Annotated in this window: 18 protein-coding genes and 1 pseudogene; 14 read left to right on the plus strand and 5 right to left on the minus strand. The window is 63.0% G+C overall.

All coding sequences use genetic code 11. The features are described from left to right. Positions 1-8 precede the first annotated feature (8 nt). Both CJ177_RS31715 and CJ177_RS31720 read right to left on the minus strand, forming a co-directional pair. On the minus strand, positions 9-1568 hold the full coding sequence (locus CJ177_RS31715; RefSeq protein WP_061700498.1) for an amidase: 1560 nt from the start codon (positions 1566-1568) through the stop codon (positions 9-11). Further along, positions 1568-2641, minus strand: a complete 1074-nt coding sequence (locus CJ177_RS31720; RefSeq protein ID WP_095869405.1) for a phenylacetaldoxime dehydratase family protein — start codon at positions 2639-2641, stop codon at positions 1568-1570. Before CJ177_RS31720 ends, CJ177_RS31715 begins: the two co-directional genes overlap by 1 nt. Before the next feature lie 594 nt (positions 2642-3235). Between CJ177_RS31720 and CJ177_RS31725 the strand changes: the two genes are divergently transcribed. Next, positions 3236-4282, plus strand: coding sequence for a helix-turn-helix domain-containing protein (locus tag CJ177_RS31725; protein ID WP_095869406.1), 1047 nt, complete (start codon positions 3236-3238; stop codon positions 4280-4282). Positions 4283-4663: 381 nt separating this feature from the next. Here CJ177_RS31725 and CJ177_RS31730 read toward each other — a convergent pair whose 3' ends face one another. Next, a complete protein-coding gene (locus CJ177_RS31730) occupies positions 4664-5344 on the minus strand; it encodes a GntR family transcriptional regulator (RefSeq protein ID WP_095869407.1) in 681 nt (226 codons plus the stop codon). 316 nt (positions 5345-5660) lie between these two features. Here CJ177_RS31730 and CJ177_RS31735 point away from each other — a divergent pair, with 316 nt between their 5' ends. The 13 genes and pseudogenes from CJ177_RS31735 (at position 5661) to CJ177_RS31790 (ending at position 17183) form a co-directional block, all read left to right on the plus strand. Further along, positions 5661-6371 carry a carboxymuconolactone decarboxylase family protein gene (locus tag CJ177_RS31735; protein ID WP_095869408.1) on the plus strand — a complete coding sequence of 237 codons (711 nt, stop codon included), beginning with the start codon at positions 5661-5663 and terminating at the stop codon, positions 6369-6371. Between the two features lie 189 nt (positions 6372-6560). Continuing rightward, positions 6561-7901 carry an MFS transporter gene (locus tag CJ177_RS31740; protein WP_095869409.1) on the plus strand — a complete coding sequence of 447 codons (1341 nt, stop codon included), beginning with the start codon at positions 6561-6563 and terminating at the stop codon, positions 7899-7901. A gap of 107 nt (positions 7902-8008) precedes the next feature. Beyond that, a complete protein-coding gene (locus tag CJ177_RS31745; RefSeq protein ID WP_257014760.1) occupies positions 8009-9637 on the plus strand; it encodes a class I adenylate-forming enzyme family protein in 1629 nt (542 codons plus the stop codon). 2 nt (positions 9638-9639) lie between these two features. Next, a pseudogene (locus tag CJ177_RS49485) lies at positions 9640-10005 on the plus strand (alcohol dehydrogenase catalytic domain-containing protein); the annotation flags it as partial. Next, complete coding sequence (locus CJ177_RS48550) at positions 10006-10632, plus strand: zinc-binding dehydrogenase (protein WP_257014761.1); 627 nt, start codon at positions 10006-10008, stop codon at positions 10630-10632. Further along, a complete protein-coding gene (locus CJ177_RS31755; protein WP_143548727.1) occupies positions 10629-11273 on the plus strand; it encodes a hypothetical protein in 645 nt (214 codons plus the stop codon). Before CJ177_RS48550 ends, CJ177_RS31755 begins: the two co-directional genes overlap by 4 nt. A 215-nt stretch (positions 11274-11488) precedes the next feature. After that, positions 11489-12424 carry an SMP-30/gluconolactonase/LRE family protein gene (locus CJ177_RS31760; protein WP_095869413.1) on the plus strand — a complete coding sequence of 312 codons (936 nt, stop codon included), beginning with the start codon at positions 11489-11491 and terminating at the stop codon, positions 12422-12424. Next, positions 12421-13536, plus strand: a complete 1116-nt coding sequence (locus CJ177_RS31765) for a CaiB/BaiF CoA-transferase family protein (RefSeq protein WP_095869414.1) — start codon at positions 12421-12423, stop codon at positions 13534-13536. Before CJ177_RS31760 ends, CJ177_RS31765 begins: the two co-directional genes overlap by 4 nt. Beyond that, complete coding sequence (locus CJ177_RS31770; RefSeq protein WP_095869415.1) at positions 13533-13931, plus strand: Zn-ribbon domain-containing OB-fold protein; 399 nt, start codon at positions 13533-13535, stop codon at positions 13929-13931. The genes CJ177_RS31765 and CJ177_RS31770 overlap by 4 nt, the downstream gene beginning before the upstream one ends. After that, positions 13928-15082 carry a thiolase family protein gene (locus CJ177_RS31775; RefSeq protein WP_095869416.1) on the plus strand — a complete coding sequence of 385 codons (1155 nt, stop codon included), beginning with the start codon at positions 13928-13930 and terminating at the stop codon, positions 15080-15082. Before CJ177_RS31770 ends, CJ177_RS31775 begins: the two co-directional genes overlap by 4 nt. After that, positions 15079-15633 (plus strand): hypothetical protein, encoded by a 555-nt coding sequence (locus tag CJ177_RS31780; protein ID WP_095869417.1) that lies wholly within the window; start codon positions 15079-15081, stop codon positions 15631-15633. The genes CJ177_RS31775 and CJ177_RS31780 overlap by 4 nt, the downstream gene beginning before the upstream one ends. Continuing rightward, complete coding sequence (locus CJ177_RS31785) at positions 15630-16376, plus strand: SDR family NAD(P)-dependent oxidoreductase (RefSeq protein ID WP_095869418.1); 747 nt, start codon at positions 15630-15632, stop codon at positions 16374-16376. The genes CJ177_RS31780 and CJ177_RS31785 overlap by 4 nt, the downstream gene beginning before the upstream one ends. 135 nt (positions 16377-16511) lie before the next feature. Then, entirely contained in the window at positions 16512-17183 is a 672-nt protein-coding gene (locus CJ177_RS31790) for an NIPSNAP family protein (protein ID WP_095869530.1), read from the plus strand. A gap of 455 nt (positions 17184-17638) precedes the next feature. On the opposite strand, the gene CJ177_RS31795 is transcribed toward CJ177_RS31790, so the two are convergent. Together CJ177_RS31795 and CJ177_RS31800 are read right to left on the minus strand one after the other, a co-directional pair. Then, a complete protein-coding gene (locus tag CJ177_RS31795) occupies positions 17639-18007 on the minus strand; it encodes a hypothetical protein (protein ID WP_095869419.1) in 369 nt (122 codons plus the stop codon). 548 nt (positions 18008-18555) lie between these two features. After that, a complete protein-coding gene (locus tag CJ177_RS31800; RefSeq protein ID WP_095869420.1) occupies positions 18556-19266 on the minus strand; it encodes an ABC transporter substrate-binding protein in 711 nt (236 codons plus the stop codon). Between the last annotated feature and the right edge of the window lie 68 nt (positions 19267-19334).

A 19334-nucleotide genomic window follows, 5' to 3' on the forward strand; every position in this document is an offset into this window, starting at 1 on the left:
GCCTTGTCTCAAGCGAGACTCAGATGTGCAGCGGTAGCCGGTTGGTCGGTGGCTGTAGGGAAGGCGCCGCGGATCTGTTCGAACGCGTGGCCGGCGCGTAAGACCGTGGCGTCGTCGAATCGTTTTCCGATGATCATCATTCCGACGGGAAGACCGTTCACCAGACCTGCCGGCACTGATAGGGCGGGGTGGCCGGTGACATCGAATGGGGCAGTGTTCGCGATCATTCCGAGTGCTTTGGTGACGTAGGTGACTCGGTCCACATCCTGCGCCGGTAGTTCGGAGGCGACGTAGGGCAGGGTCGGCATGACCAGGACGTCGTAGTTTTCCAGCGCCGCATCGTAGGCAGCGCGAGCGCGCGGGACCAGATTGCGGGCCTTGCCGTAGCTCGATCCGCCCAGCGCGGTGACACCGTGATGGCCGCACAGGGCGACGAGTTTGACGGTTTCGGACAGTGCATCGGCGTGCTGGATACGACCCTGCGCAAAGTACGCCATCAGTTCGGGGTCGTAGAGGCCGTCTGCGTTGAGGCCGTATCCGTTGCCGTCGAGCATCTGATAGGCGCCGCCGTCCGTGGCGATCACGTTCCACACGTGGAACGCGTGCAGGTGCCACGGAATGCTCACCTCGTCGACCACAGCACCGGCCTCGGTGAAGCGGTGTGCGGCCCCGCGGACCGCCTCATCGACCTCCGGCTGTGAGACCGCGTGCCCGAATCCCTGACTCACGACGCCGATCCGCAGGCCGTCGATCCCGGAGTCGAGGGTTGACACATAGTCATCCACCATGAGGTTGTCCGGTTGGCGGGGATCATGGCCGTCGCGGCCGGCGATCACCGACAACAGCAGGGCGGCGTCTTCGACCGTGCGGGTGATGGGCCCGAGATGATCGACTGTGCGCTCGATGGGGAAGGCACCGGTGTAGGGGACCAGCCCGAACGTGGGCTTGTGGCCGACTACGCCACAGAATGCGGCCGGAATGCGAATCGACCCACCCTGGTCGCCGCCGATCGCGAAATCGACAACGCCGCCTGCGACGAGAGCGGCGCTGCCGCCGGAGGATCCACCCGCTTCGCGGTCAGGGTTCCACGGGTTGCGAACCGGACCGGTGGCCGGGGTGAAGCTCGAACCGGAAAAACACAGATCCTCACACACCGCCTTGCCCGCCACCGTGACGCCGGCGTCGAGCAGTCGGGTGACCACGGTTGCATCACGGGTGGGAACGAACCCCTCCAGCGATCGCGATCCGTTCATCATGGGCACGCCGGCCACGGTCACGTTGTCTTTGATCGCCACCCGCCGGCCGGTCAGCGGCCCACCCGTCGCGGTCGAGATGCTCGTGGTTACGTACCATGCGCCCAAGGGATTGTCGCTCGCATCAGGTGTCGCATGATCGCGGGACGGTGCCGAGAAGCTCTCGTCCGCGTACAGGTCGTCGACAACGTCGTAGGAACCGAGCGCGCTATCGACCAGGCCTGCTAACTCCTGCCGAGTCGCAGCGTCGAGATGTAGTCCGTAATGGGCTGCGGCAGAACTGATTGCATCATCGTTCGGTCGGATGACTGTCATCAGGTGGTGCTCCTCACGTGCTTGACTGGCTGGGCGTCGCGCATCATGCCGGTCTGAGGGTGGCAGTTGATGTACTCGTACAGTTGGTCGCACGCGTCGAACACCGAGACCTCGTGATAGAGCCGCAGTTTTGACAGTCCGGCGGCGACGCGGAAGAAGGTGGTGAAGATTCGCAGGTGGGTCGGATGGGATTCTGCCCAGCGCTCGAGTTTGTCGAGCGAACCCCAGTGGCCGATGTTGTAGCTCAGATCGAGGTAGTTCCCTTCCAGATCGATGTTGCGCACGAACCTGTTGCTGTAGCAGCCCACCGACTCGCCGTTGTCGCGAAGAAAATCCATGCCCTGCTGCAAAGTGGGGAGGATCTCCTCGAGATACAGGGAGCGCTCTTCGGATTCGGCATCCTTCCAATCCTGACCGGACCGAATCAGCGCGATGTTGTCGTGGCCTTGTACCAGCACGCGGCCACCCGCAGCAGGATCGCCGCTGATCACCCGCAGTTCGCCCGAGGGCTGCATCCAGTCATTCTGGGAGATCGGGAAACGTTCGCGCATCGAACCCCAGTACCCGTGTTCGTTGATCTCGCCGCTGATCCCGTCCATGACAGCGCCGACACCGGGGAGGCGGTCCTGAAAGGCGTAGAGCGTTTCGAATTGCTCGGCCCGTGGGGCTACGATCTCGCGGAAGTAGCCAAGTCCCTCGGGCAGTCGTTCATCCGATGCCCACCAGTCGGCCACGGCAGAGCATTGTATCCAACGGTTGTGGGCAGCAACGTCTTTCCAGTACCCGGCGATAATCAGATTCTCGTAGCCCTGATTGTCCGCATGATGGGTCAGATCGTGGTGCAACGGGCCGTCGTCGAGATCGAAGCGGGCAACGATGTCGCGCATGGCTGCAAGCGCGGCCGGGCGTTGCTCGTCGCCGCGGAACTGCACGCCGAGATACGCCATCACTACCTGCTGCAGGCGTTCGTCAGCACGTCCTACCCACATGGGGAAAGGGGGTTGGTAGTCGTCGGGCACACGCCGAGTCAGGCTCCGCGGACATGTGAGATGGTCGCCGATTGCAGATTCCATGAAGACTCCTCATTCACGATTTGGGGCTTGCCGAGAACGTTCGGCAGCTCGGTTGGTAGTCGAAGCTACCGTCCTGTGCCGGTGCGGATTCGACTGCGAGCGACAGGTGGTTCGACGATGAGCGACACTCGGCGCAATCCTGTGCTCATTGCCGGAGAGTTGTTGCATTCGGAGAAGTGCAGTGACAGCGTCGAGCAGCAGGAGCGGATGCTATGTCTCTCCGCGTGGAGCGAGTGCTCGGTGGGGGTCCACAGGGTGACGAACGGCGACGACTTCCATAGTTTGTCCTTCTGTCTACATCGACGATCCGCTAGCGGCTGGGACGAGGAATCGTCGATCGGTCCAGGACGTCCCGTGAGCCATCCGGGTATTTCCGGCGTACTCGAACGGTAGGACCTTCCGGGGCGTGATGTTTGACGCTCAGCGACAGCCCCCTTTGCGCTCCGCGACATCGTCATCGCGGGGGCGGAACCACGTGTGCGGCTTTGTCACGGGTCGGAAATCGTGTTTCGACCGCGTAAATAGGCGAGCGCGCGTTGACATGCGGTTTCCCCGCTCATAGCGTGAGGTTCACGCGAGGAGAAGGAGCTGTTCATGACGTCGTTGCCACCGCCAGATGGCGACCTCGTGCATGGGGACCGCTCGGATTGCCGGCCCGCAAACACACCAGTGCTGCAACCGTCATTGTCGCGCGCAGGGTCGACACCTCAGCAGCGCCGCGAGGTGGTTCGGACCACCACGCTCGGCACCTGGATCGACACGATCCGCGAGACCTTCGTCGCGCTGGACATCGATCCTGCCGAGCCGGCGCATTTTACCGGCGCGGTCCACACCCGCCATTTTGCGCATCTGATGGCTGCCGACGTCACCGCGACATCGCAATCATTCCGCCGAACGGCGAGGCTTGCCAACCGCCACCCACTCGATTTGATGCAGATCGGCATGGTGGTCGCGGGTGAGGGGCAGCTCATCCAGGACGGACGTACCTGCATTCTCGGCCCGGGTGATTTCGCCCTCTATGAGACCGCACGACCCTTTACCTGGAGTTTGCATCCGGACTGGCACCTGCGCGTGTTCACTTGGCCGCGCGCCTCGGTGTCGCTCACCGAGAGCCAGTCGCTGCAGTTGACGGCGCGGACCGTCAGATCCACATCCCCTGTGGGACAGTTACTGTCACCAATGTTGTCCAGCCTCCTCGCCGCCGACGGGGAGGTTTCCTCCGGGGGCGCGATCGGGCTCGCCGGCGGTTTGGCAGACCTGGCCATCACCGCGGCGCAGGAGGAGTGTCAGCCCGAGGATCCAGATGCCGCCATGCGGGAGTTGTACACGAACATGGTGCAGTACATCGGACAGCACCTCGACGACCCGGACCTGTCCCCGTCCGGCATCGCTCAGGCCTTCTTCGTCTCCACCAGAACCGTCCACAGGGTGTTCGCGCGCTTCGACGCAACCGCCGCTGCCACGATTCGCGAACACCGACTCGAGGCCTGCCGCCAAGCGATGGTGGCCCCACGCAACATCCCCCGATCCCTGACCGACATCGCAGCCCAGTTCGGGTTCATCGATCTGTCCGTCTTCAGCAGAGCATTCACGGCGACCTACGGCATCAGTCCGAGCCGCTACCGCGAACAGCACCGGTGATCGAGGCCCGAAGGCCCACCCACCGCCAGTAGGCACCTCAGTCAGTGCTGTCGACCTCTACGTCGAGGCGATTTGATCCCAGCCGTCGACGGATTCGTGACGTCAGACGGACGAATGCGATGCGGAATCGTTCATGAATGCTTATGTGGGTCAGGTCACGTCAAGCACCGGCAACCATTGCGGTCCAGTGAACGATTTGCCACTAACTCATGCGTGCGGCGCATATAGACGTTTGCGTGATGTCGGACAGCCCCTGCGTAGTGTCGGAAACGGACGTTCAAGCAGGGAGAAGCCCTCGGTTCCGGTCGGGTCGTGTGACAGAAAGTCGCTGCATCGGGTCTGCGACCAGGATCGTCCCGTTTGTCATGGATCGAAATGCTCTTATCCGGCGGCTTGGGGGCTTTGCTCGTCGAGGAACTGTTGCAAGAGTTCGCCGGAGTGTTTGATGTGGTCCATCATCGCTTCACTGGCCTTTTTGGAGTCGCGATTGCGTAGTGCGTCAAGCACACGCTTGCGTCCGGCAGCAGGGGGATAGCGATGTGTGGTCACGAAGAATCTGCTCGGAACGTACAACAAGGTGGTGGTCAACAGGAGTTTGAGCTTTGACGAGTCTGAACTTCTGTTGATGATTCTGTGGAACTCGTCGTGGAGGTCTTGCACACGCGCGCTGTCCCCTTTGGCTGCGTACTCGTCGATCTTTTGATCGATTCGTTCGAGAGCCGCGAGGTGATCGGCAGTCAGATTCAGCGCGGCCCTTCCCGCGAGTTCTCCGGCCAAGAAGGCCTGAGCCAAAAAGATATCGGCGATATCGGTTCGACTGAGAGTGAGGACTCGAAAGCCTTTCCGTGGTTCGAGGCTGAGAAAGCCTTGGCCGCGCAGTGCCTGCAGTGCCTCGCGCACTGGCGTCGGGCTGACGCCGAGTTCCTCTGCGAGGATCTCCGCCCGCACTCGATAGCCCGCCGGATACTGTCCGGTCAGAATCTGTTCCCGGATGTGGGACTCGACCTCCGTGGAGAGTTGGGGTCGGCCAATAAGCCCACTCTGGTGCTCTGCCTTCGGCATGACCGCCCTCTTCCCCGTTCAAGCTCCGACTTCGGTATCACTTTACTGCAAACTCTATAGATAATACTATTTTGGTGTCGAGATGGCGGCTATCCAGCAGGATGGGGGAGATCCTGTCGGGTCTGCTCCACTTTCGTGGTCGGGACAAGAGGGTCGGTAGAACTCTCGATTGCCGTATTTGGCCGGCCTACCCGCCGGTGCCGCGAGTGGAGTCGCGGGTAGAAGCCGCGTCATCTTCCTGAAACTGGCGGGCAGCGCCCTCGCCGGCCTCCTCCACGCAGCATGTGTGCAACTTCAAGAGATTCGAGGACGGCTAATGACTGAACACGCTCGACGGCGGATAGTGCAGATTCGGGGAGCGGTTCCTGCTGAGTGGGAGAACCTACTCGACCTGGATCCGACGTTTGCGGAAGCTTTCGCTGCGTACCTTGCGTCGGCATATGAGTCGGACGTACTACCGGCGCATGTACGCGAACTGCTCCTCCTGGCGCATGACGCATCGGTCACAGTGCGCGATGTTGACGGAGTCGAGCTGCGGGTGAGGCGAGCCCTCGAGTTCGGAGCCTCTGAGCGCGAAGTGCTCGACGTCCTGTTCCTCCTGCCGTTCATCGCGATACATGGCCTCAGCGAGGGACTTCCGCTCGTTCTCGACCGTGACCGGTATGACGTTCCGGATGCCGCCCGGGGGGCATACTGGGCCGCGTTCGAGGAGCGTTTTCCAGGCGTGCACGGGATGATGGCCGCGGAGCTACCGCGATTTTTCGATGCCTACCGAAATTTGGGCGAGGTGATCTGGCGTCAAGCTGAGCTGGAGCCGCGGTGGCGGGAACTAGCCCTCGTGGTGGCGGACATGTCCACCACCCATCTGTTCACCGAGGGCGCCGCGATTCACATCCAGAATGCTCTGAGATACGGTGCTTCGCAGGATCAGGTGGTTGCGGCGATAGCGCTGACCACCACTTTTGCCGGCACGGCTGTAGAACTCGGGGTGCGCGCGATCGCTTCGTATCGCGCCCGCAATCGATGAAGAATCGGCTGAGGCAGGCGCCAGTCGATGACCGTGTGAGAGTGCACCGGCCGAAGTCGTGTGAGGGTATTCCGACCTCTGCGTGCTCACCGCGGAGCGAGTGCGGCCACAACTGGGTGTTGACGTGACGGGCACCACTTCTATATTTTCTATAGAAAATCTTCACCCCTCTGATGCAAAGGTCTGCCCATGCCGACTACTCCAGCTCAGCGACGGCCCAGTCAGCGACGACTGATCGTCGCTGGCATCTCCACGTCGACCATCGAGTACTACGATTTCCTGCTATACGGGACGATGGCGGCGCTCGTCTTCAATCACCTGTTCTTCCCGTCCTTCAGCCCTGCGGCCGGCACGCTGGCGGCGTTTGCGAGCTTCGCGTTCGGCTTCATCGCTAGGCCGATCGGCAGTCTGATTTTCGGTCGGCTCGGAGACCGTATCGGCCGCAAGCGCACCCTGATGATCTCGCTGGCACTCATGGGACTCTCGACACTGGTGATCGGCATCATGCCGACCTACGCCACGATCGGGGTGGCAGCCCCGAGCATCCTGGTGGTCATGCGGTTTCTGCAGGGGCTCGCACTGGGTGGGGAGTGGGCCGGAGCGTCCCTCGTGCTCGTCGAGAATTCTGCTCCGGGACGCGAAAACTTCATGGCGAGCACCGTCCAAATGGGTTCGCTCGGACTGGTGTTGTCGAGTCTTGCCACTACTGTGACGTCGAAACTGACCGGGGACGCTTTCATGACGTGGGGCTGGCGTCTGCCGTTTCTGGTCGGATTCGTTCTGTTTCTGTTCACGTTCTGGGTGCGCAGGAACATCGAAGACGGTGTGGAGTACACCGAAGCAAGGGAGAATGCCGACGAACGCGACGCGCTCGGGTTGGTGCAGACCGTGCGGGCTTTCTGGAAGCCGATCATCCTCGGGTTCTTCGTCACCGGCGGGGGCGTCGTGGTGTACTTCACGATCACGACATACGGAATCGCTTATGCTGCAGGAGCGTTGGGGTATGACCGATCGTCGGTTCTCGATGCGCTGACACTGGCGGCGGTGGTGTACACCGTCGCGATTCCGCTTGCGGGATGGTGTGCCGATCGGTGGAGTGCGCGGGTGGTGCTGACGGCGGGGTTCGTTTTCGGCGTGGCCTTGTCCTTCCCCTTCTTCTGGCTCCTCGAGCGCGGAGTCGTCGGGGTTTTCGTCGGACTCGCGTTGTATCTCGCGCTCTCGCACGCCCTCATTCAAGCGCCTCAGGCGGTCGTGTACAGCAAGCAGTTCCCCCCGCTCGCCCGCTATACCGGCACCGCCCTGAGTCACGCCCTTCCCACCGCGGTGGTCGGTGGTACTGCTCCGGTCATCGCGCAGGCTCTTCTCAATGCGACCGGGACAAATGCGGCTATTTCCATCTATGTCCTCGTCATGGCTGCACTCGGCATAGTGTGCTCGTACCTGCTCACCGCTCGGCAGTTCGGGCCCGCGAGTCGCCCGCGTGCCGACAGTGAGGCAGTACGAGGAACCGTTCCCGGCCTGGCCGGCTAGGGCGAGGCGCAGCTCTCCCCTCCGCCGCCGCACCCATCGGCAGCTGATGGTTGACACAATATCGCCATCCGAATATTCTATAGAAAATAGTAAAAGAGGTGTCCATCGTGGATGAAACCGATACCCCATACGCCCGGGCAAACGAACCGGACGTGGCGGCGGTATTCGAGGCCTATGCCGCCCGTCGCCCGGAACAGCCGTTGGTTGTCGACGAGGACCGCATTGTGACGGCTCGGCAGATGCTGCACGTGGTGCAGACGCTCCAACACAACCTGGCCCAAGCTGGGCTGGAGCCGGGTGAGGCGGTCGGCGTCCTGCTCCCCAACGGGTGGAGGTGGCTCGCAGCGACCCTGGCTCTGGTACGCGGCGGATACATCGCCGTGCCACTCAACACCTGGTACAAATCAGCAGAGTTGCGCTCGGCGCGAGGAAAGTCTCGGTTGCGCGCCGTGATCTCGCAGTCGGAGATCAATGGCCGGGACTACGTCTCATTGCTGGCAGCGTCCTCCCTGCTGGAGCCCGACCTGGACGAGCGCTACCGAGGTGCGTTCCTGTGGGACGGGGAATTGCCGACCGGTCTGTCGACGGTGCCGACCCGGATGCCCGCTTCCGTCGTCACATCGCACGAGGACACGGCAATGTACGTCTTCACCAGCGGCAGTAGCGCCGAGCCCAAGGTCGTCGTGCTCAGACACGGGGATCTCATGCGAAACGGATACGCGATGGGACAGCGACTCGGGGTGGAAGGGGGCGATCGAATCTGGTTCGCCGCCCCGCTGTTCTTCGGACTCGGCTGCGCCAACGCTGTGACTGTCGCTCTCACCCATGGGGTGACGCTCTGCCTGCAAGAACGGTTCGATCCGGCACGATCCGCCGCATTCATCGAGAAGCACCAGTGCACGGTGTTCTACGGCGTCGGCCCGATCGCTCGCGGTCTGGCGAAGGAGCAGGCCGTGAACCCCCGACACCTGTCGTGCCTGACGAAGGGGGTGATCGGGGTGACAGCCGAGGACAAGAGAGTGGCGATCGATAAGCTGGGACTCGGCAACGCCCGCAGCGTGTATGGGCTCACCGAGTGCTACGGGCTTGCGACGATGACCGAGCCGGGCGACGATGCAGCAGCACTTGTTCACACCCAGGGACGGGCATTGCCGACCCAGGAGATTCGATGCGTTGACCGCATGACGGGGGATGTCGTAGCCGAGGGTTCGGCAGACCGGCTCGGTGAGATCCAGCTTCGAGGGTGCACGACACCCGGCTACCTGAACAATGACGAAGCCAACGCGGCGTCCTTCACCTCCGACGGATGGTTCCGTACCGGCGACCTCGGATGGATCGACGGCGAGCAGCGACTGCATTTCGCGGGGCGGGTGAAGGAGGTGGTCAAGATCAACGGAATCACTATCTCCCCAGCCGAGGTCGAGGCCTTCATCACCGAGCACCCCAATGTCGAGGACGCATTTGTTTTCGGTTGGCCGATCGACGACACGGAGGAGAAGTTGTGTTGCGCGGTCGTGCTGAATTCGTCCGACCGCAGAACGGATGGAGAGGTCGGCCAATGGCTCGGCCACTGGCTCCGCGAACGAATCTCATCGTACAAAGTCCCCGTCCGGTTCGTCGTCATCGAGGAAGGCAAGGTGCCGATGACCGCGACCGGGAAGATCAGTAAACGACTCATTGGCGAGCAGTTCATCGGACTGCCGGCCAGCGCGGAGGAGAACACATGCGTCAGGTGATGATGGAACGATTCGGTGGACCTGAGGTGCTCGACATCGTCCATTCTGCCGATCCGCAACCCCGTGCGACCCAGGTGATCGTCCAGGTCGAAGCCGTGGGGGTGTGCGGGCACGATACCGCCGACCGGGCCGGTTTGACCCGGATATCGACACCGTGCGTGCTGGGCCATGAAATCGCGGGCACCGTAGTGGACATTGGTGCATCAGTGACCCACATCAAGGTGGGCGACCGAGTGGCCTGCAAGCAACACCACACATGTGGATGGTGCCCGGCATGTCGGACAGGACGGGAACTCGACTGTACGCAAGCCGTTTTCGTCTATGGCGGCTATGCCGATTTCGCCGTACTCGAGGAAGACACCCTTGCTGTGCTGCCCGACCAGGTGTCCATGGCCACCGCTGCGGTCGCGGCCTGTGCGGTGGGTAGCTGCGTGCAGGCACTCGACGGCGCCGCAAATCTGAGGCCCGAAGACACGGTGCTGATCACCGGCGCCGGCGGCGGCCTCGGCATTCACGCGCTGCAGGTGGCCGCCGCGAAGGGGGCACGGGTTGTCGCCTTGACGTCGTCGTCGTCGAAGATCGAATCCCTTCGCAAGTACGGTGCACATGACGTCGTCCTCTCCACCGATGATCCCGTGACGCATCTCGCGGATCTCACCCGAGGACATGGCGTCGACGTCGTACTCGACAACGTCGGGCTTCCGGCCGTTTTCGACACCGGATTTCGAGCCTTGGCCCGCCGCGGGCGCTACGTCTTCACCGGCCAACTCGAGCGCGAGAAGATCAGCCTGTACCCGGCCTTCGTGTTCTTCAAGGAGGCCGTCATCACAGGTTCGGCCTCGACCTCGTCGAAATCGTTTCTCGAAGCGATCGATCTCGTCGCATCAGGATCGGTCACCGGTGTCACCACCGAGTACTCCCTCGATCAGGTCGTCGATGCTCATCGGGCGGTCGAGAGTTCGGCGGTGCTGGGCCGCGCGGTTCTGGTGCCGTGAACCCCCAATCGATCTCGCCGTGCGTTGAGCGCAGCGAGATGCTCTGCCACGGGCCGGCTCTCGAGCTGGCCATGCTCCTCGGCCTCCCGGACCGGCTGCCCGATAAGGACGCCGCGCTGCCGCCACTGTGGCATTGGATGTACCTACCGGAGCGCCCGAACCGGGCCGATCTCGGAGAGGACGGTCTGCCCACATACGGATCGCTCGTTCCCTCCCCGTCCACCGGCAGTCGACGACTACTCGCAGGCGGCACCGTCGAGCTCGTCTCCGAACTGCGGATCGGCCACTCGGCGACACGCCGCTCGGGCGTGGCCGGCCGGCAGACGAAGGCGGGGAGGTCAGGCGGCCTCGAATTCACGACAGTCGTTCATGAAATTGTTCAGAACGGCCGGATCTGCATCCGTGAGAGGCAGGACGTTGTCGACGTCCCGCCGCGCTCCGCGGGGGCCGGCGAGCAAGGCGACCGACCGACCGAGGTGATCGGCCCGGATTTTGTCGAAGTTTCCATCGATCCAGTTCTGTTGTTTCGTTTCTCCGCCGCGGCGGGTGTATCGCACCGCATTCATTGGGACGAGAAGTACGCGCAGGAGGTCGAGGGGTATCCCGGGCTCGTGGTGCAGGCCCGCTTCAAACAATTCTGATGGCCGAGGGCCTACGGACGAGGCGCCCGCAGCCTCCCCGTGCGCTCGATTACCGATATGTCGCTCCACTCATCGCGAACAGACGAATGTTCATCTGCTGGAACGGGGCCGAAGCCTACGTCCAGGACGGAACCGGACGGAGAACGGCGTGGGCGAGAGTCCGCGAGTGAACAGGCGGATCTGCGCTCACATTCGTACAAGGAAAGAAGAATCTGGTGAGAGATAGCAACAGCAGTGCCAGCGCACTCACGCTGCCGCCCGCCGCTCGTGTGATCGGCGCGGGCCTCGGGTTTACCGAGGGGCCGGCGGCGCTGAATACCGGCGAAGTCGGTGTGGTGAGTATCAACCGCGGAAGGGTGTATGCGGTCGACCTGCAGGGTGCGGGCGCACGGGAGGTCGCCGAGACCGGTGGTGGTCCCAACTGCCTCGCCATCGGGACCGAGGGAGAGATCTGGGTAACTCAGAACGGTGCCACCGCCATGGCGAGCAAATCTGCCCTGTCCCAGCCCCCGTCTATCCAGAGGATCGACGACGGAGTGGTGTCCACGGTGCTCCACACCGGTGTGTCCGCCCCGAGTGACTGCGTCCTTGGCCCCGACGGCAGACTGTGGTTCACCGATCCGGCAAGTCACGGCACCAGTGCGGCGAATGCCTCAGGCGCTCTGCGTGTGCTTGATCCCGAGACGTCGAACGTGTGCACCCTGCTAGAAGGCTTGCAGTTTCCGAACGGGTTGTGCTTCGCGCGCGAACCCGGCCACCTCTACGTGGCCGAGACCGTGCGCGGAGTTGTGCGGCGGTACCGGTTCGACGGGGCCCAATGTCAGTGGGATGGGTGGGAAGCCGAAGTCCCGGGCGGAACCCCGGACGGTATCGCCCTCGACAGTCAGGGATGGCTGTGGGTTGCCGGCGGAACGGGCGACAACGTCGTCGCATTCGACCCAGCTGGGAAGGTGCGCCACGAACTGTCATTCGGTCACGGGGTATTGGTGACCAGTGTCTGTTTCGCCGGGGAACGACTCGAAACACTCGTCGTCACCGTCGCAAAAGGTGGCTCCGTCATTGCGTTGCCGGCGATTCACCCAGGACAGCCGCTGCCGGTGACGTGTCTCGACGAGATCGTCGATTCGGCAAAAGAGGTGCGGGTGCCATGAGTGACCGCCCGTACGACGGTATCCGCGTCCTCGAGTTCGCTGGCCTGGGCGCTGCACCCTTTGCGTGCAGCCTGCTGGCGGATGCCGGAGCGGATGTGATCCGGATCGAACGTCCCGGCGGAACGCCTACGACACCGTCGCCGACTTTTCGTGGACGCACCACAATCGAAGTGGACCTCAAGAGCGCGGACGACTACGCACGAGTGCGGGAAATCGCCACTCGAGCAGATGTTCTCGTGGAGGGATTCCGGCCGGGAGTCATGGAGAGGCTGGGGCTCGGTCCCGGCGACCTCTGCCACGACCATCCGGGGTTGGTATATGCGCGAATGACCGGTTGGGGGCAGTCCGGGCCGGCCGCCCATGAGCCGGGCCACGATCTGAACTACCTCGCCATGTCGGGGGCCGCGCGATCGATCGCCCGAGAGGGCGAGGACCCGGTGCCGCCCCTGAACATGATCGCCGATTACGGGGGCGGCTTGATGCTCGCTTACGGAATTGGTCTCGCGTTGTTCGAACGCCGTGCCTCAGGTCGGGGCCAAGTGATCGACGCAGCCATGGCCGATGCGGCACTATTGCTGATGTCGGGCCTGTGGCAGCGCAAAGCCGAGGGTCGTTGGTCCCCGGTTCCGGGAACCAACGACATGGATTCCGGTGCCCCCTTCTACAACAGCTACCGAACCAGCGACGGCCACTACATGGCCGTTGGCAGCGTCGAGCCGAGGTTCTACGCGAACCTGCTGCGGGTGCTCGGGCTCCCCGACGAACTGCGCGCCCTGCAACATGACCGGGCCCGATGGTCGGAGACCAAGCGCCGCATCGCTGATGTCTTCGCCACCAAAACTCGTTCTGAATGGACAAGACTCTTCGCCGGCGCCGAAGCCTGTGTGACACCTGTCAACGCTGTCGAAGAAGTCGCATCCGATCCGCACGTGCGTGCACGCGCAATGATTCTGGACCAGAACGGAATTCAATTTCCCGCGGCTGCGCCGCGATTGAGTCGCACGGAGCTGAAACTCAGCGATTCATCCATCCGACCACGCGCTCTACACGATGTCGTCGAGCAATGGTGCAGCGCAGATGCTATCCCACAACCAGTTAAGGAGGGCATGTGACTAACGTGCTCGATCTCCCTCCGTTGAGGTCGGACTTGTTCACCACGGAGCCGTTCGCATTGCTCGGCACACAATGTGAGTCCGGGCATGCCTCGTTCCCGAGCAGAGATTTCTGCCCGGTCTGCTATTCCACCGACGTCCAACCGATCGAACTGCCTCGTTCCGGAACCGTGGAGACGTTCACCACGGTTCACCAAGCCCCACCCGGGGTGACAGTTCCCTATCACCTGGCCTTCGTAAGGCTTCCCGGTCCCGTGGTTCTGCTGTCCCGGCTGCAACTCGCGACCGGTGTGGAACCGAAGATCGGCGACGAGGTCCATGTCGTTCCGTCCCTGATGCGGGTTGACGACGTAGACCAGCTCACCTTCGCTTTCGAACTGAAGGAGCACGCATGACAAGGACCGCGGTCCATGCCGTCGGGGCCGGCATGGTCAGATTCGGCAAGTACCCGAAGAGCGTCACACTCGAGAAGATGGCGGTCAGTGCCGCCCGCAGCGCCCTCTCCGAGGCGAATGCAACCCCCCAGAACATCGACGCCCTGTACCTCGGAACCGTTCTTGGGGGATCGGTCGCAGGCCAGCGGGTCGCCGCGCAACTGGGGATGTCGGGCCAACCCGTCACAAATCTCGAGAACGCCTGTTCAAGCGGTGCAACCGCAGTACGCGACGCCTGGGTCGCAGTATCGTCGGGTCTCCACGATGTCGTTCTGGTCGTCGGTGCGGAAAAGATGACCGATCGAATTTCGGGCGGGATTCTCGCCGACCCCTCTGACCTTGACGCGGCAACCGGCCTGATCATGGCCGCCAATCATGCGATGAGCGCTCGCAGGTATATGCACGACCACGGCGCCACTCGGGCACAGATCGCCGCGGTCGCGGTCAAGAACCACGCACACTCGGTACACAATCCATTCGCGCAGTATCAGCACGCGATCAGCTTGGCTCAAGTCCTCGAAGCAAGGACCATTGCCGATCCGCTAGGACTCCTCGACTGCAGCCCCATCAGCGACGGCGCCGCCGCACTGGTCGTCGCGAATACGGCCGGCCTCGCACGACTCGGTGTCGACCGAAACCATCCACGAATCCTTGGATGTGGACTTGTCAGCGGGACCTTGCGCGACGGCACCCGCTCGATCAACGAAGAGGACATCTCCCGCCGTGGCGGCGAAGCCGCCTGGAACATGACAGGGATCGACCCCAGCGACGTCGACTTCGTCGAAATGCACGACTGCTTCACCATCGCGGAGATCGTCCGGATGGAAGGTCTCGGATTGATTCCACGCGGCGAAGGTGGCCGGTGGGCCGAACAAGGACTGACCGCGTTGGGAGGAAAGCTCCCCGTCAACCCCAGCGGCGGACTCCTTTCCCGAGGACACCCGGTCGGAGCCACCGGCGTAGCCCAGGCTTGCGAGTTGACCTGGCAGCTGCGTGGGCAGGCCGGCGACCGTCAAGTCACAGGTGCAAGAACGGGCCTGGCGTACTGCAAGGGTGGCACCGTGGCGGGAACCGACGGCGCCTCCGTCACGACGCTGGTGATGCAAGCATGAACCACCTCACCACTCCATTGTTGTTGCCTGCGACCACGTTGGTCGGTATCGGCTCAGATTCACAGGCTCTCACCGCCAAACTTGAACTTGAAGTGTATGCAGCAGAAGGAGCCACCCAACAGGTCTGCATCGTCGTCACCCCGCCTGCACCCCTGCACTTCGCGGCATCGACGGAAGAAGATCTCGAAGACGCGAAGACCCTCATCACAGACGTTGTGCATTCCCTTCAGAGCGCAGTAACAAAATTCCGGGAACAAGGGGTTGCCCGCGGCAGCATCGCCGTTCTACTACCTTCCAAAGCAGTTTTGGGAGAGGCGAGTTCGGTACTGCCGGGCTTGGTTGGAGGCGCGGTGCTCTCACTGTGCCGCACCATTGCCATCGAGCTGAAGAAGGACTCCGTCTCGCTGAACACGGTCCTGCACGGTGACTTCTCCGTCGCCGAGTGCGCCGCGATCGCATCACTTCTCCACGTATTCCGGTGCAACCCCGCGCTCACCGGTCAGGAAATCTACACCGCGGACGGACCCAATCTGGGAAGGATCAAACCGTGAGCGTTCGGACAAACAAGATCGCTCTGGTCACCGGCGCCGGCAGCGGAATCGGAGCAGCCATTACAGCCATGCTCTCCGGCGAGGGTTACACGGTAGTCCTCACAGACCTCCCACACGTGATCGAGCAGCACTCGCACCAGACCCTGCCCGCGAACGTGCATCCACTTCCCCTGGACGTAGGCGACCGCAGCTCCCGCATCGAAGCCATCGAAACAGTGGCATCCGAGTACGGCCGCCTGGACGTCTTGGTCAACTGCGCAGGTCTGGGTAGAGATGCCCGCCTTACCAACATCACCGACAGAGACCTGGAGCTCACTCTGGACGTCAACCTCATCGGAGCGCTCTCGCTCGTTCGCCAGGCGCTTCCATTGATGGAATCTGCGGGAGGGGGCGCGGTGATCAACATCGCATCACGGGCGTGGCTGGGGATTTTCGGCTCCGGCGCATACTCCGCCTCCAAGGGCGGGTTGATAGGCGCAACGAGATCGTTGGCGCTCGAGATCGGCGCGCTGGGAGTCACCGCGAATTGCATCGCACCGGGGTACATCGAAACCCCACTGTCGGCGACGCTTCCTGCGCAAGTACTCGAAAAGACCTTGCACTCCATCCCGGTAGGACGTGGAGGCGTCCCGGACGATATCGCGGCCGCCGTCAGATACCTGGTCTGCGAGGGCTCCTATGTCACCGGGCAGGTCCTGACCGTCTGCGGTGGCCGCTCCATCGGAGATCCTGTCTCGCTATAGGAGTGGGGTGATGCTCGTCGATCGCGACTGATCGGCGATCCTTCGGCTCTACCGCGCCGCTTGGCCTATTTTTCCCACCCTCGGGGACCCACAACGCGACCGAGACGGTCGCGCAAAATGAAGGGAAGTGTCGAAATGTCCAGTCCGCGCACCGCGCACATCACCGGCGAGGACCAGGATCGTGACGCCCAGGCAGTCCGTTACGAATGGAGCACGATCGGCTTCCAGCTCTTGAACCAAAGTGCCGCATCCTCAGCAGTTGATCGATGGGCTCAGGACGGGGAAGACGGCGGAATCTACCTCGGCGCCTGGACGTCGGAAAATGGCAGACTCGGCCGAATCTGGGTCCTGCGCCGCTTCCCCGACAGTGCGGCCATGCTGGCCGCACGAGAACGACTCCGCGTCGACGGCCACCCCCTCGCCTCCATCGACGCGATCGAGTCCGTCAGCGTGGAGTCTTTCGCACCCTTGCCGTTCATGCCCCTCGTGGAAACCGGGACGTTCGGACCTGCGTACGAGATCCGCGACTACAGGCTCGTCCCCGGTGGGCTCACCGACACCATCGCGGGTTGGCGTAAGGCACTTCCGCTTCGCAATCCGGTTGACCCGATAACGGTAGTGATGTATGCCCTCGACGGTCCTGACCGGCTCCTTCACATCTGGCCGTTCAAGAGCCCCAACGAACGGCTAGCCGTCCGGAGAGAAGTGTACGAAGTCGGGATCTGGCCACCCCCGGGAGCTCCGGACGTCATCCGGGACGCGGATTCCACTATGGCCTGGCCGCTGCCGTCCTCACCTTTGCAGTGAAGGTCCCGGCATCACCGCGGACAGAGAACGGTGAGCCGTAGTGCTCGAGTGCGCGCTAGTTGGGCGACAAACAAGCCCGACGGCACAAACCCGACAACATGGAAATCGACGGCAAGGAACGACTACGCGGTTCCAGGCCAAATTCGGGGGCGAGCGTGATCGGCGTTCGGACTCTCGTAGCGGGGCGACCGCCGCAGTCGAGTCCACAGTAGTGAAACGGCTTCACCGAGGATCGCGCCTCGACCTCGTCCGGGCTGACGAAACGGAACAGGAAGGGTTATGCATTCGCTCAATCGAGCTGCCGCTGTCGTTGGGGTCGGCGCAACGGCATTCGGAAGACTGTCAGGAAAATCGGCTGAACAGCTCGGCGCAAGTGACAGTCCCATGTCTGCGGCGACGAGCGCGTCGCTGCATTGAGTCCTAGGACCGACTTCGACAGCGTGCGGCGCCAGTGCCTATCGGGTCGATCGGCGGGTGAAGTAAGCAGTGTGTATTCGGCGCGCGATGCTGGGGTCGCAGTCGGGCAGGTAGATCGCCTGTCGAAGGGCCTCTAAGTAGCGGGCTGTGGTCATCCCGAACTGGACCATGATTTCATCTGGCGGCGGCCCACCGTACGGGATCCAGTTCTGTGCGAAGCGGATCAGCTGGTCGGCCTCTCGCGGAACGCGGGAGTGTCTCTCCGCGCGGACCTTGTCGCGCAGCCGTTGTCGGCGGGGGAGTGGATGCGCCGTGGGGTGCTCCTCGGCGGCGGGGTTGTTGGCGAGGCTCCTGCTCGACGTGGGGTCGGGCCGGAAGTCGCGGGTCTTGGTGCACGGTTCGGACATGTGAAACCAGCTGTCTAGAGAAGTAATTCAGTCGGATAGTTGCCGGGGATCGAGCCGGCAGTACCGGCATACGTCGGTGTTCGCAGTCGGGCGACGATGCGCGGCAACCTGATCAGCGCGCCAGGCTGGGCTGTCATCGGGTGGTGGAGGTGTTCGTGCGCTGCGTCTCGTCGAGTTCGGTGAGGATCGAGGATCCGTACACGTGCTCGAGATCGGCGCGAGTGCGTTCGGGAAGGCGCTTCGGTTGAAGCGGATTGCATTGAGTAGTCGGCGACGATAGTCGTCGACCTCAATGTGGAAGAGATCTCTGATCCGGTCCGGGGTGGGCCCGCCGATCGGCGCCCACAGAGTGGCCAGGTCGAGAATGTCGTCGTCGGGATGTGTCACCGTCGATTCCACAGGTTTCTCCCAACCGTTGAGGGGTGAGTTCCTCGGTAGTGGTCCGTGTGGCCGGGTCTGGGCGGCGGCCGCCGTACAGGTGCAGATGTCGGCGGTCGCCGCCCGCCTTCACGGGCAGTTGATGCCGTGCCGCGAGGGCGACGGCAGGTTCACAAGGGAAATGCTTTGGTGGGGAAGTTGTTGTTCCAGATTTCGGCGAGCGTGCCGTTCGCGATCAGGTGCTGGATCGCCTCGTTCAGGCTGGTGCGCAACGCATCTGAATCTTTGCGCACCGCAATGCCGTACGGGTTTCCGGTGGGTGCGATGAAAGCGACCCGCAGCTTACCGGTGGCTTCGAGTGCGGGCAGGACGATCTCGTCGTCGACGAACGCATCGATGGTGCCGTCGACGGCGGCGTCGGCCATCTCGTGGAAGGCGTCGTCACCCGAGCCGAATTCGACGACCTCGGCGCCGGTGAACGATGCGGCCAGCGCAATGTTGGTGGTCCCGGTGATGGCGCCGACTTTGCGGCCGACGAGGTCGGCGGCCGAGTGGATGGGGCTGTCGGTGCGGACGACTACTCCTTCGTTGAACCGTCCGTAGGGGAGGGTGAAGTCGACGATTTCCTCGCGGTCGGGGGTGATGGCCTGGTTGCACAGGATCGCGTCGCATCGCTTCTCGGTCAGTGTCGGCACGAAGTCGGACCACCGGCGGACGTCGACCCACTGCAGTTCGAGGCCCAGATGATCGGCCAGTGCCCGGCCGAGGTCGGGCTCGTAGCCGAACCGCACACCGTCGACGACGGAGGTCATGGGGGGAGCGGCAATGTCCGTGGAGCACAGGACGAGAGTTCCGGATTGGATGAGTTGCAGATCGCTCACGGTAGGGATCCTTCTGAAGGTGATACCGGCATGGAGGATCGGACCCCGCCGTGGGGCGGGGTCCGAAT

Source organism: Rhodococcus sp. ACPA1 (assembly GCF_002300195.1).
GTDB classification, from domain to species: Bacteria; Actinomycetota; Actinomycetes; order Mycobacteriales; family Mycobacteriaceae; genus Rhodococcus_F; species Rhodococcus_F opacus.

Bases quoted from the DNA above. Each gene is read 5' to 3' on its own strand.
- CJ177_RS31790 (WP_095869530.1), top strand. From the start codon at position 16,512: ATGTCCAGTCCGCGCACCGCGCACATCACCGGCGAGGACCAGGATCGT.
- CJ177_RS31715 (WP_061700498.1), bottom strand. From the start codon at position 1,568: ATGACAGTCATCCGACCGAACGATGATGCAATCAGTTCTGCCGCAGCC.
- CJ177_RS31725 (WP_095869406.1), top strand. From the start codon at position 3,236: ATGACGTCGTTGCCACCGCCAGATGGCGACCTCGTGCATGGGGACCGC.
- CJ177_RS31735 (WP_095869408.1), top strand. From the start codon at position 5,661: ATGACTGAACACGCTCGACGGCGGATAGTGCAGATTCGGGGAGCGGTT.
- CJ177_RS31780 (WP_095869417.1), top strand. From the start codon at position 15,079: ATGAACCACCTCACCACTCCATTGTTGTTGCCTGCGACCACGTTGGTC.
- CJ177_RS31775 (WP_095869416.1), top strand. From the start codon at position 13,928: ATGACAAGGACCGCGGTCCATGCCGTCGGGGCCGGCATGGTCAGATTC.
- CJ177_RS31720 (WP_095869405.1), bottom strand. From the start codon at position 2,641: ATGGAATCTGCAATCGGCGACCATCTCACATGTCCGCGGAGCCTGACT.
- CJ177_RS31795 (WP_095869419.1), bottom strand. From the start codon at position 18,007: ATGTCCGAACCGTGCACCAAGACCCGCGACTTCCGGCCCGACCCCACG.
- CJ177_RS31740 (WP_095869409.1), top strand. From the start codon at position 6,561: ATGCCGACTACTCCAGCTCAGCGACGGCCCAGTCAGCGACGACTGATC.
- CJ177_RS31730 (WP_095869407.1), bottom strand. From the start codon at position 5,344: ATGCCGAAGGCAGAGCACCAGAGTGGGCTTATTGGCCGACCCCAACTC.
- CJ177_RS31765 (WP_095869414.1), top strand. From the start codon at position 12,421: ATGAGTGACCGCCCGTACGACGGTATCCGCGTCCTCGAGTTCGCTGGC.